At 73.2% G+C, this 13,660-nt stretch carries 12 protein-coding genes and 2 pseudogenes; 10 read left to right on the forward strand and 4 right to left on the reverse strand.

All coding sequences use genetic code 11. From position 1 onward, the window contains the following. Positions 1–659: 659 nt before the first annotated feature. Positions 660–1,499 (reverse strand): helix-turn-helix transcriptional regulator, encoded by an 840-nt coding sequence (locus tag NP777_RS25600; RefSeq protein WP_256652542.1) that lies wholly within the window; start codon positions 1,497–1,499, stop codon positions 660–662. Between the two features lie 102 nt (positions 1,500–1,601). Between NP777_RS25600 and NP777_RS25605 the strand changes: the two genes are divergently transcribed. After that, on the forward strand, positions 1,602–2,309 hold the full coding sequence (locus NP777_RS25605) for an SDR family oxidoreductase (RefSeq protein WP_256652543.1): 708 nt from the start codon (positions 1,602–1,604) through the stop codon (positions 2,307–2,309). A gap of 43 nt (positions 2,310–2,352) precedes the next feature. Here the strand turns inward: NP777_RS25605 and NP777_RS25610 are convergent, their stop codons facing one another. Continuing rightward, positions 2,353–3,078, reverse strand: a complete 726-nt coding sequence (locus NP777_RS25610) for a CDP-alcohol phosphatidyltransferase family protein (RefSeq protein WP_256652544.1) — start codon at positions 3,076–3,078, stop codon at positions 2,353–2,355. 118 nt (positions 3,079–3,196) lie between these two features. On the opposite strand from NP777_RS25610, the gene NP777_RS25615 reads away from it, so the two are divergent. The 5 genes and pseudogenes from NP777_RS25615 to NP777_RS25635 all read left to right on the forward strand — a co-directional run. Beyond that, complete coding sequence (locus tag NP777_RS25615) at positions 3,197–4,195, forward strand: zinc-dependent alcohol dehydrogenase (RefSeq protein ID WP_256652545.1); 999 nt, start codon at positions 3,197–3,199, stop codon at positions 4,193–4,195. A gap of 78 nt (positions 4,196–4,273) precedes the next feature. After that, entirely contained in the window at positions 4,274–4,672 is a 399-nt protein-coding gene (locus NP777_RS25620) for a 6-pyruvoyl trahydropterin synthase family protein (protein ID WP_256652546.1), read from the forward strand. Beyond that, on the forward strand, positions 4,669–5,775 hold the full coding sequence (locus tag NP777_RS25625) for a glycosyltransferase family 4 protein (RefSeq protein WP_256652547.1): 1,107 nt from the start codon (positions 4,669–4,671) through the stop codon (positions 5,773–5,775). The genes NP777_RS25620 and NP777_RS25625 overlap by 4 nt, the downstream gene beginning before the upstream one ends. After that, entirely contained in the window at positions 5,772–6,608 is an 837-nt protein-coding gene (locus tag NP777_RS25630; RefSeq protein WP_256652548.1) for a class I SAM-dependent methyltransferase, read from the forward strand. The genes NP777_RS25625 and NP777_RS25630 overlap by 4 nt, the downstream gene beginning before the upstream one ends. Before the next feature lie 56 nt (positions 6,609–6,664). Beyond that, positions 6,665–7,441 (forward strand): annotated as a pseudogene (locus NP777_RS25635) (lysylphosphatidylglycerol synthase transmembrane domain-containing protein); the annotation flags it as partial. A 276-nt stretch (positions 7,442–7,717) separates the two neighbouring features. Here NP777_RS25635 and NP777_RS25640 read toward each other — a convergent pair. Both NP777_RS25640 and NP777_RS25645 read right to left on the reverse strand, forming a co-directional pair. Then, positions 7,718–8,353 (reverse strand): annotated as a pseudogene (locus NP777_RS25640) (RibD family protein); the annotation flags it as partial. Further along, complete coding sequence (locus tag NP777_RS25645) at positions 8,353–9,102, reverse strand: creatininase family protein (protein ID WP_256652663.1); 750 nt, start codon at positions 9,100–9,102, stop codon at positions 8,353–8,355. The pseudogene NP777_RS25640 and the gene NP777_RS25645, both read right to left, overlap by 1 nt. 97 nt (positions 9,103–9,199) lie before the next feature. On the opposite strand from NP777_RS25645, the gene ribA reads away from it, so the two are divergent. From ribA to NP777_RS25665, 4 genes are all read left to right on the forward strand, one after another. After that, complete coding sequence (ribA, locus tag NP777_RS25650; protein WP_256652549.1) at positions 9,200–9,856, forward strand: GTP cyclohydrolase II; 657 nt, start codon at positions 9,200–9,202, stop codon at positions 9,854–9,856. A 180-nt stretch (positions 9,857–10,036) separates the two neighbouring features. Then, positions 10,037–10,543: a (2Fe-2S)-binding protein gene (locus NP777_RS25655; RefSeq protein WP_256652550.1), complete on the forward strand. Its 507-nt coding sequence runs from the start codon at positions 10,037–10,039 to the stop codon at positions 10,541–10,543. After that, complete coding sequence (locus NP777_RS25660) at positions 10,540–11,529, forward strand: FAD binding domain-containing protein (protein WP_256652551.1); 990 nt, start codon at positions 10,540–10,542, stop codon at positions 11,527–11,529. The genes NP777_RS25655 and NP777_RS25660 overlap by 4 nt, the downstream gene beginning before the upstream one ends. Further along, the gene (locus NP777_RS25665) at positions 11,526–13,658 is read left to right on the forward strand and encodes a xanthine dehydrogenase family protein molybdopterin-binding subunit (protein WP_256652552.1); all 2,133 of its coding nucleotides are present in this window, start codon (positions 11,526–11,528) and stop codon (positions 13,656–13,658) included. The genes NP777_RS25660 and NP777_RS25665 overlap by 4 nt, the downstream gene beginning before the upstream one ends. Positions 13,659–13,660 lie beyond the last annotated feature (2 nt).

A 13,660-nucleotide genomic window follows, 5' to 3' on the forward strand; every position in this document is an offset into this window, starting at 1 on the left:
GCAGCGATCCAATTACGCAAATATGAAAATCTCATCGCCAGATTCGGGGGTGCGAGGGTGCCTCCGTACCGCCCGGCGCCACCCCGGGCCACCCCGGGCCGCCCCGGACCGTCGTGCGCGAGCGGCGGGACCGGCGGATCTTTCCCCTCCCCGCCCCTTCCCGCGGTGCCCAGATGCGGCTCCGCCGCGTGGCAGGGGCTCCGCCCCTGGACCCCGGGGATCGACGAGCCGACCGTCGAGCCGTGAACACCCGCACCGGCGGCTGATCGCGGCCGGCACGCCGACGCGGCGGATGACCCGGGCGGACGCCCGCCCGCACCTGGGCCGCCCGGCCGGGGACCGGGGCGGAGCCCCGGGGTTCGCTCCCCCTGGCCCCCAGGGGCCGACAAGCCGACCGCCGCCGCGATCAGTCACCGGCCGGGGGCTGGGGCGGAGCCCCAGTTGTGGGAAGGGGCGGGGAGGGGAACAGCCCGCCGCGGGCGGCACCGTGCGACGGACCCCGACGGGCAAAGAGCCGACCGCCGCCGCGATCAGCTCACCAACCAGGACCCCGACCACACCACCCGCGACACCGCCGGGGGCTGGGGCGGAGCCCCAGTTGTGGGAAGGGGCGGGGAGGGGAACAGCCCGCCGCGGGCGGCACCGTGCGACGGGCGCCGCTAGCCGGTGAGTGTCTGGGTGCCGAGCACCGTGAGGAGGGCGAGGCGTTCGGCGTCCTCGGTGCCCGGCTCTGCGGTGTAGACCACGATGCGGAGATCGCTGCCCGCCACGGTGAGCACATCGCAGTCCAGCGTCAGCGGGCCCACCCGTGGATGGTCGATGGTCTTGCGCGACGCCTCGTGGTGGCCGACCCTGCCGGAGTCCCACAGCTCGGCGAACCGCTCGCTGTTCGCGCGCAGCTCCGCGACCAGCCGCCGCAGCCGCTGGTCGGCCGGGTAGCGGGCGGCGGCCGTACGGAGGTCGGCGACCAGGGCGGCCTGGAACTCGCTCCGGGCCTCGTGCGTCTGCCGGGAGCCGGTGTCCTCGCTGACGAAATGGCGCCAGACGCCATTGCGCTCGTTGCCGCGCCACCGGGACGGATCGCCTCTCAGGGCCACGTACGGCGGATTGGCCATGAGCAGCGTCCAGGACGCGTCGCTCACCGCCACGGGCGTTCCGGTCAGCCGGTCCAGCAGCCGCTGGACGCTCGGGGTGATGTACGCCGGAACCGTCTCCGGGCCCGGTGGGGCCAGCCCGGCCAGCCGGAACAGATGGGCGCGCTCGGCCGCCGACAGCCGCAGGGCCCTGGCCAGGGCCTCGACGACCTGGGTCGAGGGATGGGAGGCCCGGCCCTGTTCGAGGCGGGTGATGTAGTCGACGGAGATCCCGGCGAGCAGGGCCAGCTCCTCACGGCGCAGCCCGGCCGCGCGCCGCTGCCCACCGGCCGGCAGTCCGGCGGCCTCCGGTGGGACCCGGTCCCGCCAGCGCCGTACCGCCTGTCCGAACTCCGTGGTCGCCATGGTCACCAGTCTGCACCGCCGGCCGCGGACGAGCCTGGTACCCGCGGTCCCAGGAAGACAGAGCACCTGGCTGACCGCCCGGCCCGGACGCAGCCTGGAGACATGACGACAACACTCATCACCGGAGCGAACAAGGGTCTCGGCTTCGAGACCGCCCGCCGCCTGATCGCCGCGGGCCACACCGTCTATCTGGGCAGCCGGGACGCCGAGCGCGGACGCCAAGCCGCCGAGCGGCTGGGGGCGCGGCTGGTCGTCCTCGATGTCACCGATGACGCGTCCGTGACCGCCGCCGCGAAGGCCGTCGAGGCCGACGGCGGACTGGATGTACTGATCAACAACGCCGGTATCGAGGCGCGGACGCCGGACGGCGGGGTGATCGGCGCCGCGGAGGTCACCGCCGACATGATGAGGGAGGTGTTCGAGACGAACGTCTTCGGCGTGGTCCGGGTGACCCATGCCTTCCTGCCGCTGCTGCGGCGGTCCGCCGCGCCGGTCGTGGTCAATGTCAGCAGCGGGCTGGCCTCGCTGGAGCGGGTCTCCACCCCGGACACCCCCACGCACGCCTACCCGGGGGTCGCGTATCCGGCGTCGAAGACCACGGTCAACATGGTCACCGTGCAGTACGCGAAGGCGTTCCCGGAGATGCGGATCAACGCCGTGGAGCCCGGCTACACCGCGACGGACCTCAACGCGCACACCGGCCACCAGACCGTCGAGGAGGGCGCCGAGATCATCGTCCGGATGGCGATGGTGGGCCCGGACGGCCCGACCGGAGGCTACTTCGACATCGAGGGCGCTCTCCCCTGGTAGCGGGCCCCGGCAGCGATCGGCGGGCTCGTCGGCGCCGCCGGGCTCACCGCGCCCGGCTCGCCCGGGTGCGCCACAGCCACCTGATGTCGCGGGCGAAGGACCAGCTGAGCAGGGCCAGGGCCAGCAGGGCGGCGCCGAAGGCCACCGGATACGGGAGCACATCGGCGCCGACGATCAGCAGCAGGACGCCCTGGAGCGCGGCCACCGTCTTGCGGGCCGTGCTCGGGGGAAGCCGGCCGTTCAGCCAGGGCAGCACCCATGCGGCGGCGACGAAGGCGTAGCGCATCGCGCCGATCAGCAGCACCCAGGGGCCGAGGAAGGTGGCCACATAGATGCTGAGCACCAGGATGAGGACGGCGTCGACCTCCATGTCGAACCGCGCGCCCAGGGAGGACGAGGTGCCGGTGCGGCGCGCCACCTGTCCGTCGACCGCGTCGAGGATCAGCGCGACCGCGGTGAGGGACACCAGGGCGGTGACCGGCGTCGGGCTCTCGAAGGAGTCGGCGACCAGCGCGGTCACCCCGCCGACGAGCGTGGCCCGCGCCAGGGTGACGCGGTTGGCCGCGCCGAAGGAGGCGAGCCAGGACCGCTGTAGCGCGCGGGTGAGCACCGCCCAGGTGGCGACCGCGAAGGCCAGGCCGGTCAGCCAGCCCGCGGGTCCCAGGTCGAGCGCCGTGCCGAGCAGGCCGAGCAACAGCAGCTGCGCGGCCGCGCCGGCGGCTGTCTCGTTGCGCAACAGCGTCGTGTTGTAGGGATTGTTCAGGGCCACCGTGCACCCTCCGGGCTGTGTGGCGGAGTGGATGGGTGCCGCGTACCGTATTCGCGGCTTCATGGTCATCCGTACGTGGGCCACCGTCCGATTGTTCAGCCTCTCAGGAGAACGTCGTATGACGCGCACCGCCCGTGCCTTCTGGCTCCGCTCCCCCGGCCACGGCGAGATACGGGAGGTGGACCTGGACGAACCCGGACCCGAGGACGTGGTGGTGCGCACGCTGTGCTCCGCCGTGAGCCGCGGTACGGAGACCCTGGTCTTCCGCGGTGGCGTACCGGAGAGCCAGTACGGCGCGATGCGCGCCCCGTTCCAGGACGGCGAGTTCCCGGGACCGGTGAAGTACGGCTATCTCAATGTGGGTCTGGTCGAGGAGGGGCCGGCGTCCCTGCGCGGGCGCACCGTCTTCTCCCTCTATCCGCATCAGACCCGCTATGTGGTCCCGGCGAGCGCGGTGACCCCGGTGCCCGAGGGCGTGCCCGCGCCGCGCGCGGTGCTGGCGGGGACGGTGGAGACCGCGGTGAACGCCGCGTGGGACGCCGCGCCCCTGCTGGGCGACCGGATCGCGGTGGTGGGGGCGGGGATGGTGGGGGCCTCCGTCGCGGCGGTGCTGTCCCGGTTCCCGGCCGTACGGGTGCAACTGGTGGACGCCGAGCCGGCACGCGCGGAGGTCGCGCGGGCGCTCGGGGTGGACTTCGCGCTCCCCGGGGAGGCGGCGGGCGACCTCGATCTGGTGGTGCACGCCAGCGCCACCGAGCAGGGGCTCGCGCGCTCGCTCGAGCTCCTCGCCCCGGAGGGCACCGTACTGGAGCTGAGCTGGTACGGGGACCGGCGGATCGGTCTGCCGCTGGGCGAGGCGTTCCACTCCCGGCGGCTGACGGTGCGCAGCAGCCAGGTGGGGACGGTGTCCCCGGCCCGGGGCGCCCGGCGCTCCTACGGCGACCGGATGGCGCTGGCGCTCGAACTGCTCGCCGATCCCGCCTTCGACGCCCTCGTCACCGGAGAATGCGGTTTCGAGGAGCTTCCCGAGGTGCTTCCGAGGCTCGCCTCGGGCGAGATTCCGGGGCTGTGCCACCGAGTTCGCTACGCCGCGGAATCTGCCGTGTCATCCGTCTGAACACGGGGAACGCGACGGCCGTACTAGTGGGCGTGCCCCGGCCGAGGGCCCGACGCGCCGTATCTGGAGGGTCATCCGTTGTTCAGCATCACCGTTCGCGATCACATCATGATCGCTCACAGTTTTCGCGGCGAGGTCTTCGGACCCGCGCAGCGGTTGCACGGGGCGACGTTCCTCGTGGACGCCACCTTCCGCCGTGCCGAGTTGGACGACGACAACATCGTCGTCGACATCGGCCTGGCCACCCGTGAGCTGGGGGAGGTGTGCGGCGCGCTCAGCTATCGCAACCTCGACGACGAATCCGATTTCCAGGGGATCAACACCTCCACCGAGTTCCTCGCCAAGGTGATCGCCGACCGCCTCGCCGACCGGGTGGGCTCGGGGGCGCTGGGCGAGGGCGCCCGGGGCCTGTCCGGGATCACCGTCACCCTGCACGAGTCGCATATCGCCTGGGCGAGTTACGAGCGTGCCCTATGAGCCCGGCCGCACCGCGCACGGTGCACTTCGTGATGCCCGGCGGCGTGGCCGACCCGGCCGCGCCGAGCGGCGGCAACGTCTACGACCGGCGGATCTGCCGGGATCTGCCCGGCTCCGGCTGGCGGGTCGAGGAGCACGCCATCGCGGGCGACTGGCCCCAGCCGGGCCCGGCGGCCCGCGCCGAGCTGGCCCGGCTGCTGACCGCGCTGGCGGACGGCACGCTCGTCCTGCTCGACGGGCTGGTGGCCTGTGCGCTCCCCTACATCGTCGTTCCGCAGGCCCAGCGGCTGCGGCTGTCGGTGCTGGTGCATCTGCCGCTGGGCGACGAGACGGGGCTGGCACCCGGCCGGGCCGAGGATCTGAGGGCGCTGGAGGGCCGGACGCTGCGCGCGGTGCGGACGGTGGTGGCCACCAGCGCCTGGGCGGCCGGGCGGCTGGTGGATCTGCATGGGCTGGTCCCGGACCGGGTCCATGTGGCGGCGCCCGGCGCCGACATCGCACCGCTCGCCTCCTCGGGCGGCGACGGCTCACGGCTGCTGTGCGTGGCCTCGGTGACCCCGCGCAAGGGGCAGCTGCGGCTGGTCGAGGCGCTCGCGCGGATCGATGACCTGCCCTGGAGCTGCGACTGCGTGGGATCGCTCGCGCAGGACCCGGAGTACGCCGACCGGCTCCGGGAGCTGGTCGAGAAGCTGGGCGTGGCCGACCGGGTGCATCTGCTCGGCCCGAGGACCGGCGCCGAGCTGGACACCGGCTACGCCTCCGCCGACGCGATGGTGCTCGCCTCGTACGCCGAGACCTACGGCATGGCGGTGACCGAGGCGCTCGCCCGGGGGATCCCGGTGCTGGCCACGGCCGTCGGCGGGGTCCCGGAGGCGGTCGGGCAGGCGCCCGACGGCAGGGTGCCGGGCATCCTCGTCGACCCGGACGACCCCGACGCCCTCACGGCGGCGCTGCGCCGCTGGCTGGGCGACCCCGGTGCGCGCCGCCGGCTCACCGCCGCCGCGCACGAGCGGCGCACCGCGCTGGCCGGGTGGGAGAACACCACCCGCAATCTGGCCGGTGCGCTGGAACAGCTCCGAGACGAACCGCGGAGGGCCGCGTGAAGACGACCGACGTACCGCGTTACACCCCCGACTGGCTGGAGCTGCGGGAGAGCGCCGACGCGGCGGCCCGCTCCCCCGAACTCCTCGAGGCGCTCGCCCCCCAGCTGGCCGGCCCGCCGCTGGTGATCCACGACCTGGGCTGCGGCACCGGCTCCATGGGCCGCTGGCTGGCGCCCCGGCTGAGCGGCCCGCAGCTGTGGATCCTGCACGACCGCGACCCCGAGCTGCTGGACCGGGCGGCGGTGCGGATGCCCCGGGCGGCCACCGACGGCAGCCGCATCACCATCGCGACGCGGCGCGGCGACCTCTCCCGGCTGACCGCGAGCACGCTGGACGGCGCCTCGCTGGTGACGGCGTCCGCGCTGCTGGACGTGCTCACCCCGGAGGAGGTGGACGGGATCGCCGCGGCCTGCGCCGAGGCGGAGTGCCCGGCGCTGCTGGCGCTGTCCGTGGTGGGGCGGGTCGAGCTCGCCCCGGCCGACCCGATGGACGCCGAGATCACCGAGGCGTTCAACGCCCATCAGCGGCGCGGCGGTCTGGTGGGCCCCGACGCGATGGCGGTGGCCTCCGAGGCGTTCGCCCGGCACGGCGCGACGGTACGGACCCACGCCAGCCCCTGGGTGCTGGGCGCCGAGCACTCCGCGCTGACGGCCGAGTGGCTGCGGGGCTGGGTGGGCGCGGCCGTGGAGCACCGGCCGGAGCTCGGCGCGCACGCCGAGGCGTATCTGCGCCGCCGGCTGGCGATCGCCGCGGCGGGCGCGCTGCGGGTGGTGGTGCACCACCACGATCTGCTGGCGCTGCCCGCGCCCCGCACGCTGGGGGCGGCCGCGTGACCGGCGCGCTGCGGGCCCGGCTCGGGACGGCCGCGGGCGTCGCCATCCTCGGGGTGGTGCTGTGGCGGCTGGGCACCGGGGCCTTCGTTGGGGCCTTGCGCACCATCGACGGGCTCACCCTGCTGGCTGCGGTCGGCCTCGGCCTGCTCACCACGGTCTTCAGCGCCTGGCGCTGGTGCCTGGTGGCGCGCGGGCTGCGGATCCGGCTGCCGCTGGGCCCCGCCGTCGCCGACTACTACCGCGCGCTGTTCCTCAACGCCGCGCTGCCCGGCGGGGTGCTCGGCGATGTGCACCGCGCGGTGCGGCACGGGCGGGACGCGGGGGATGTCGGCCGGGGCGTGCGCGCGGTGGTGCTGGAACGGGTCGCGGGCCAGGTGGTGCTGATCGCGGTCGGGGTGGCGATTCTGCTGGCCCACCCGTCCCTGGCCCTGGAACACACCGGTCGGCTGATCGGCGGACCGGCCACGGCATGGGCACTGGCCGCGGGGGGCGTCCTGTCGCTCCTCGCGGTGGTGGCCGTCCGGCGCCGCCGCCACGCGGCGCCGGTGGCCGGGCGGCGGGGCGCGGTCCGCGGCGCGCTCGTCGAGGCGCGCCGCGGGCTGCTGGCCCGGGGCAGCTGGCCGGGGGTGGTGATCTCCTCGGTGGTGGTGCTGGCCGGGCATCTGACGACGTTCGTACTGGCCGCGCGGGTGGCGGGGTCAGACGCTCCGCTGACCGAGCTGCTGCCCCTGATGGTGCTCGCCCTGATCGCCATGGCCCTGCCGCTGAACGTCGGCGGCTGGGGCCCCCGCGAGGGCGTGACCGCCTGGGCCTTCGGCGCCGCGGGCCTCGGCGCCGGTCAGGGGCTGACCGTGGCCGTGGTCTACGGGGTGCTCACCTTCGCCGCGAGCCTCCCCGGTGCCGTGGTGCTGGCCGTCCAGGGTTACGGCCGGCTGCGCGGCCGACAGGTCGAGTTCGAAGAGGGTGTCCTCGCCGAGGGTGTCGCGGCGGACCGGCGGGCGGAGCGCGTCCCGCATGACCGTCGTCCCGTCGAAGCGCAGCCCGGGGATGCCGTCGCCGAGCAGGACCGGGGCCACGGTGACGTAGAGCCGGTGCAGCGCCCGCGCGTGCAGGAAGCGCGACACGGTGACGCCGCCGCCCTCGACGAGTACCCGGCCGAGTCCGCGCCGCCGAAGCGCCCGCACCAGGTGGTGGGGGGCAAAGGCGTCCGGGTCGTCGAGCGTCAGCACGTCCACGCCGTCCGGCGGCGCCGGCCGGCGCTCACCGGTGGTGCCCACCACCCACAGGGTCGGAGCTGAGCCATCGGTGAACACCCGTCGGTCGAGCGGCACCCGTCCGCGCGGATCGAGCACGACCCGCACCGGGTGGGCGCCCGCGCACGCGCGCACGGTCAGCTGGGGGTCGTCCGCGAGTGCGGTGCCGGCCCCGACGACCACCGCGTCGGCGAGGGCGCGCAGCCGGTGGAGATGGCGGCGGTCCTCCTCGCCGGTGACGTAATCGGCGTCGCCGGTGCGGGTGGCGATGAACCCGTCCAGGCTCTGGCCGAGCTGAGCGATGGTCAGCCGCGGCCCGGCCAGGCACAGCGGGAGATAGCGGTCGACCAGGAGCCGGGCCTCCGGCGAGGCGGCCTCGCTCCACCGCCACCGGCCGTCCGGGCCCCGGACCAGACCGGCGGCCCCGGCGGCCGCCTCGGTCCGGACGGAGCGCAGCCGCTCCCACGCCTCTTCCGTCTCCAGGAAGGTCATCACGCCTCCTTCTCGGCACCGACCAGGGAAAGATACTCGGCGAAGCAGTCGACGAGCCCGGCCAGGAGTTCCCTTCCCTTATCCGCGGACGCCCTGGACGGACGGCCGACGACCCCGGACTCGGTATAGGCGGACATACCGAGGGTGAGCAAATGTTTCCGATCGTCGGATATCCAGTCGGAGGTTTCATGACCGGGCCTTACGAGTTCCGGATGGGCATGCAGGAGGATCGATGTCTCCAGTTCGCCCGCGTGCATATCGCTGTTGCTCGGGGTGCGTACTCCGGCGCGTGTCCTTGCGGTCTCCCAGTCGGCCGATCCGGGGAATAGCGCCATGCGGAAGTCCGTGCCCGCGGATTCCTGAACGATGTTGCGCAGTACGTAATTTCCGCCGTGTCCGTTCACCAGAATCAGACCGCGTATACCCGAGCGCCTGAGTGAGTCCGCGATATCGCGGACGACGGCGTAGAGGGTGGCCGCGGAAATCGACACCGTGCCTGGCCAGGCGGCGTGTTCATGGGAGCAGGAGACCGTCACCGGGGGCAGCTGGAGCACCGGGTACGCGGCCGCGATCTGCCCTGCGACCGTGCAGGCGATGACCGTGTCGGTCACCAGTGGGAGAAATGCGCCGTGTTGTTCGAAGCTGCCCACGGGAAGAACGGCGACATCGGCCCGGTCGGCCCGCACTTCCTCCGTCGTCCGTGTCGGCAACACCATGCCGGCCTGCGGGCGCGTTCCCGAACCGCTCATATCTCGTGAACCTTTCATGTGTCGGCCGGACAGCTTGTTGCTGTGGCTTTCCCATTCTCCTGTACAAGGGCGGTGGTTTTCCAGATAAGATCGGGACATGACAGAAAGTGATGGCGTGTTCGATGTCGACGCCCGCACCTCGGATGTCGAACGAGTGGTGAATGTCCGGCTGGCCACGACCCATGGCGACTTTCTCGCGATCGGCTATCGGGACCTCGTGCGCGGTGATGAACAAATAGCGCTGGTATACGGCGATGTCGGCGGGGAGGAAGCGCTTACCCGGCTGCATTCCGAGTGCCTCACCGGAGACGCGTTCGGCTCCCGTCACTGCGAGTGCGGCGACCAGCTCTCCGCCGCGCTGAAGGCGATCGTGGCCGAAGGCCGGGGCGTCCTGGTGTATCTGAGGGGCCATGAGGGGCGCGGGATCGGGCTGCTCGCCAAGCTCCAGGCGATGAAGCTCCAGTCCGAGGGGCTGGACACCGTCGAGGCCAACCTCGCCCTCGGCCTGCCGGCGGACGCCCGCGACTACAAGGTGGCGGCCGATGTGCTGCACGACCTCGAGGTGCGCTCCGTGCGGCTGCTGTCCAACAACCCCCAGAAGCGGGACGCGCTGCTGCGGCACGGCGTCCGGGTCAGCGAGCAGGTGCCGCTGCTGATGACTCCGCACCAGGAGAACCTCCCGTATCTGCTCACCAAGCGGGACCGCATGGACCACTATCTGCCCCATCTGGAGGCCGTGATCCAGCGCACCTGAAGGAGGTCCTGGCCCCGGGCCGCGGTCTGGTCCACCGGTGTCGGCCGGGCGTGGGCCGCGGCCCGTATCGGTACGGAGTTCCGGCGTGACCATACCGCCGAACGGGCGATCAGCGCCCATATGTCCGAGAATGGGGGTGCCGCGTGACGTTCCGAAGGACGACGATCAAGGGTAGGGACCATGGACCTGGAGATCGAGCTCCGAGTGGACGGGACCGAGCACCGCCTCACCGTCGACACCCGCACGACGCTGCTGGACGCCCTGCGCGAACGGCTGGGGAACACCAGCCCCAAGAAGGGCTGCGACCACGGACAGTGCGGCGCCTGCACCCTGCTGCTCGACGGCCGCCGGATCCTCGGCTGCCTCGCGCTGGCCGTCGCCCACCAGGGCGCGGACATCGTCACGGCGGCCGGGCTCGCCGACGGTGAGCTGCATCCGCTCCAGCGGTCGTTCATCGCCCATGACGCCTTCCAGTGCGGCTACTGCACGCCCGGTCAGATCGTCTCGGCCGCCGGGATGCTCCAGGAGGCCGGGGAGGGCTGGCCCAGCGCGGTGAGCAAGGACCCGGGCGCCACCGATGTGGTGCTCGACGACGAGGAGATCGCCGAGCGGATGAGCGGCAATCTGTGCCGCTGCGCCGCGTACGCGAACATCGTCCCGGCGATCGCGGAGGTGGCGCACCGATGAAGCCCTTTCGCTACGAACGCGCCGATGAGGTACCGGCGGCCGTCGCCACCCTGGTGCGGGAGGCCGATGCGGCCTATCTGGCCGGGGGCACCAATCTGGTCGATCTGATGCGTCTCGAGGTGACGACCCCGGAGGTGCTGATCGACGTCCGGCGGCTCACCTCGGACCGGATCGAGGAGCTGCCCGACGGGGGTCTGCGGATCGGCGCGGCGGTGCCCAACAGCGATCTGGCCGCCGACCCGCGGGTCCGGCGGCGCTATCCGGTGCTCTCCCAGGCGCTGCTCTCGGGCGCCTCGGGCCAGCTGCGCAACCTCGCCACCACCGGCGGCAATCTGCTGCAGCGCACCCGCTGCCCGTACTTCCAGAACGTCACCACGCCCTGCAACAAGCGCGTACCGGGCTCGGGCTGCTCGGCGGCGCAGGGCTATCAGCGCGATATGGCGATCCTGGGCGCCTCCCCCTCCTGTGTGGCCACCCACCCCTCCGACATGGCCGTCGCACTGGCCGCGCTGGACGCGGTGGTGACGGTGGCCGGCCCGGCCGCCGAGCGGCGGATCCCGGTGACCCGGCTGCACCGGCTGCCGGAGGACGCCCCCGAGCGCGACACCGTCCTGCGGCGCGGCGAGCTGATCACCGGGGTGGAGCTGGCGCCCCCGCACTCCGCGACCCGCTCCCGCTACCGCAAGGTGCGCGACCGTGCCTCGTACGCCTTCGCGCTGGTCTCGGTCGCCGCCACGCTGGAGGTCACCGGCGGGGCGATACGGGACGCGCGCATCGCGCTGGGCGGGGTGGCGCACAAGCCCTGGCGGGCCACCACGGCCGAGGCGATGCTGCGCGGCGCGCCCGCCACGCGGGGCAGCTTCGTGGACGCGGCCGCCGCCGAGCTGGTCGCGGCGCGACCGCTGCCGGGCAACGCCTTCAAGGTCCCGCTCGCCCTGAACACGATGGTCAGCACCCTGCTGGAGCTGCTGGAGGAGGCGCGATGAGCGACGTCACGGCACGCCCCCGCGCCATCGGCACCCCGATGGACCGTATCGACGGGGCGCAGAAGGTCACCGGCACCGCCACCTACGCCTATGAATGGCCCCTCGACCAGCCCGTCTATCTGTATCCGCTGCAGTCCACGATCGCCGCCGGGCGGGTCACCGGGCTGGACGGCGCGCTCGCGGAGGCGGAGCCGGGGGTGCTGGCGGTGCTCAGCCATCTCAACGCGCCCACGCTGACCCGGCCGGAGGATCCGGAGCTCGCGGTGCTGCAGTCCGACGAGGTCGCCTGGCGCGGCCAGTTCATCGGGGCGGTGGTCGCCGAGAGCCTGGAGACCGCGCGCCGCGCGGCGGGGCTCGTCCGCGTGGACTACGAGAGCCGGCCCCCCGATGTGGTGCTGCGCGCCGACCGCGGCGACCTCTACTCCCCGGTGCACGCCGCCGCCTTCGGCTCGGGCGGCGGAGAGCTCCAGGACGGCTCGCCCGCCGACAGCGCGCTGGGGGACGTGGACACGGCGCTGGCCGCGTCGCCGACCATGGTGGACGCCACGTACGCCACGCCGATGTACCACAACAACCCGATGGAACCGCACACCGCCGTCGTCACCTGGCTGGACGGTGAGCTGATCGTGCGCTGCTCCACCCAGGGCGCCTCCATGAGCCAGGCCCTGATCTCCGGGGTGCTGGGTCTTGAGCCGGGGCGGGTGCGGGTGATCTCCCCGCATGTCGGGGGCGCCTTCGGCTCGAAGGTCTACCCCCATTCGTACGCCGTGCTCGCCGCGATGGCGGCCCGGATGGTCCGGCGGCCGGTCAAGTTCTCGCTGACCCGGCAGCAGATGTTCGCCCTGGTCGGCTACCGCCCGGCGTCGATCCAGCGGATCCGGCTGGGCGCCGGCCGGGACGGCAGGCTGACCGCGCTCTGCCACGAGGTGATCGAGCAGACCGCCAAGGCCAAGGGGTACGCGGAGCAGGTGGCCGTCTGCTCCCGGATGATGTACGCGGCGCCGCACCGGCGCACCACCCACCGGCTGGCCCCGCTGGATGTCCCGGTGCCCACGATCATGCGGGCGCCGGGCGAGGCGCAGGGGATGTTCGCGCTGGAGTCGGCGCTGGACGAGATGGCGATCGCCTGCGGTCTCGACCCGGTGGAGTTCCGGATCCGCAATGAGCCGGAGGTGCATCCGGAGTCCGGGCTGCCGTTCTCCAGCCGCCATCTGACGGACTGTCTGCGCGAGGGCGCCCGCCGGGCCGGCTGGGACCGGCGCGATCCGGTCCCCCGTTCACACCGCGAGGGGCGCTGGCTGGTGGGCACCGGCGTGGCCGCCTCGACGTACCCCTCCCCCCGCTTCCCCGGCAACGCGGCCACGATCCGGCTCGCCCCGGACGGCCACTACACGGTCCGGATCGCCGCCGCCGACCTGGGCACCGGCACCTGGACGGCGCTCACCCAGATCGCCGCGGACGCGCTGAGCGTACCCGTAGGGCAGGTGGAGATGCGGATCGGGGACTCGGCGCTGCCGGCCGCGTCGGTCGCCGGGTTCTCGGCCGGCATCAACAGCTGGTCCATCGCGATCTGGGAGGCGGCGGACCGGATGCGGGCCCGGCTCCAGGCCGAGCACGGCGGTATCGCGCCGCCGGAGGGGCTGGAGGTGACCGCGGAGCTGTCCGGCGGCGATCCGGAGGCCGAGCGCCATGCGATGCACAGCTTCGGCGCCCAGTTCGCCGAGGTACGGGTGGACGAGGACACCGGCGAGGTGCGGGTGGCCCGGCTGCTGGGGATGTTCGACGTGGGCCGGGTCATCAACCCCAAGACCGCCCGCTCCCAGCTGATCGGCGGGATGACCCAGGGGATCTCGATGGCGCTGTACGAACACAGTGTGCTGGACCCGCGGTTCGGCCATGTGGTCAACCAGGACTTCGCCCAGTACCACATCGCCTCCGCCGCCGATGTGCACTCGGTCGAGGCCCACTGGCTGGACGAGTCCGATCCGTACACCAACCCCATGGGGGCCAAGGGCCTCGGTGAGGTGGGCATCACGGGCACCGCCGCGGCCATCGCCAACGCCGTGCACCACGCCACCGGGGTCCGGATCCGCGAACTGCCCATCACGCTCGACAAGTTGGTGTCCTAGCC

It is taken from the genome of Streptomyces rugosispiralis, from assembly GCF_024505145.1.
GTDB classification, from domain to species: domain Bacteria; phylum Actinomycetota; class Actinomycetes; order Streptomycetales; family Streptomycetaceae; genus Streptomyces; species Streptomyces rugosispiralis.

What these genes read in the sequence shown, in the direction of transcription:
- NP777_RS25645 (WP_256652663.1), bottom strand. Translation starts at nt 9,102, where the DNA reads ATGAGCGGTTCGGGAACGCGCCCGCAGGCCGGCATGGTGTTGCCGACA.
- NP777_RS25600 (WP_256652542.1), bottom strand. Translation starts at nt 1,499, where the DNA reads ATGGCGACCACGGAGTTCGGACAGGCGGTACGGCGCTGGCGGGACCGG.
- ribA (WP_256652549.1), top strand. Translation starts at nt 9,200, where the DNA reads ATGACAGAAAGTGATGGCGTGTTCGATGTCGACGCCCGCACCTCGGAT.
- NP777_RS25615 (WP_256652545.1), top strand. Translation starts at nt 3,197, where the DNA reads ATGACGCGCACCGCCCGTGCCTTCTGGCTCCGCTCCCCCGGCCACGGC.
- NP777_RS25605 (WP_256652543.1), top strand. Translation starts at nt 1,602, where the DNA reads ATGACGACAACACTCATCACCGGAGCGAACAAGGGTCTCGGCTTCGAG.
- NP777_RS25660 (WP_256652551.1), top strand. Translation starts at nt 10,540, where the DNA reads ATGAAGCCCTTTCGCTACGAACGCGCCGATGAGGTACCGGCGGCCGTC.
- NP777_RS25625 (WP_256652547.1), top strand. Translation starts at nt 4,669, where the DNA reads ATGAGCCCGGCCGCACCGCGCACGGTGCACTTCGTGATGCCCGGCGGC.
- NP777_RS25655 (WP_256652550.1), top strand. Translation starts at nt 10,037, where the DNA reads ATGGACCTGGAGATCGAGCTCCGAGTGGACGGGACCGAGCACCGCCTC.
- NP777_RS25665 (WP_256652552.1), top strand. Translation starts at nt 11,526, where the DNA reads ATGAGCGACGTCACGGCACGCCCCCGCGCCATCGGCACCCCGATGGAC.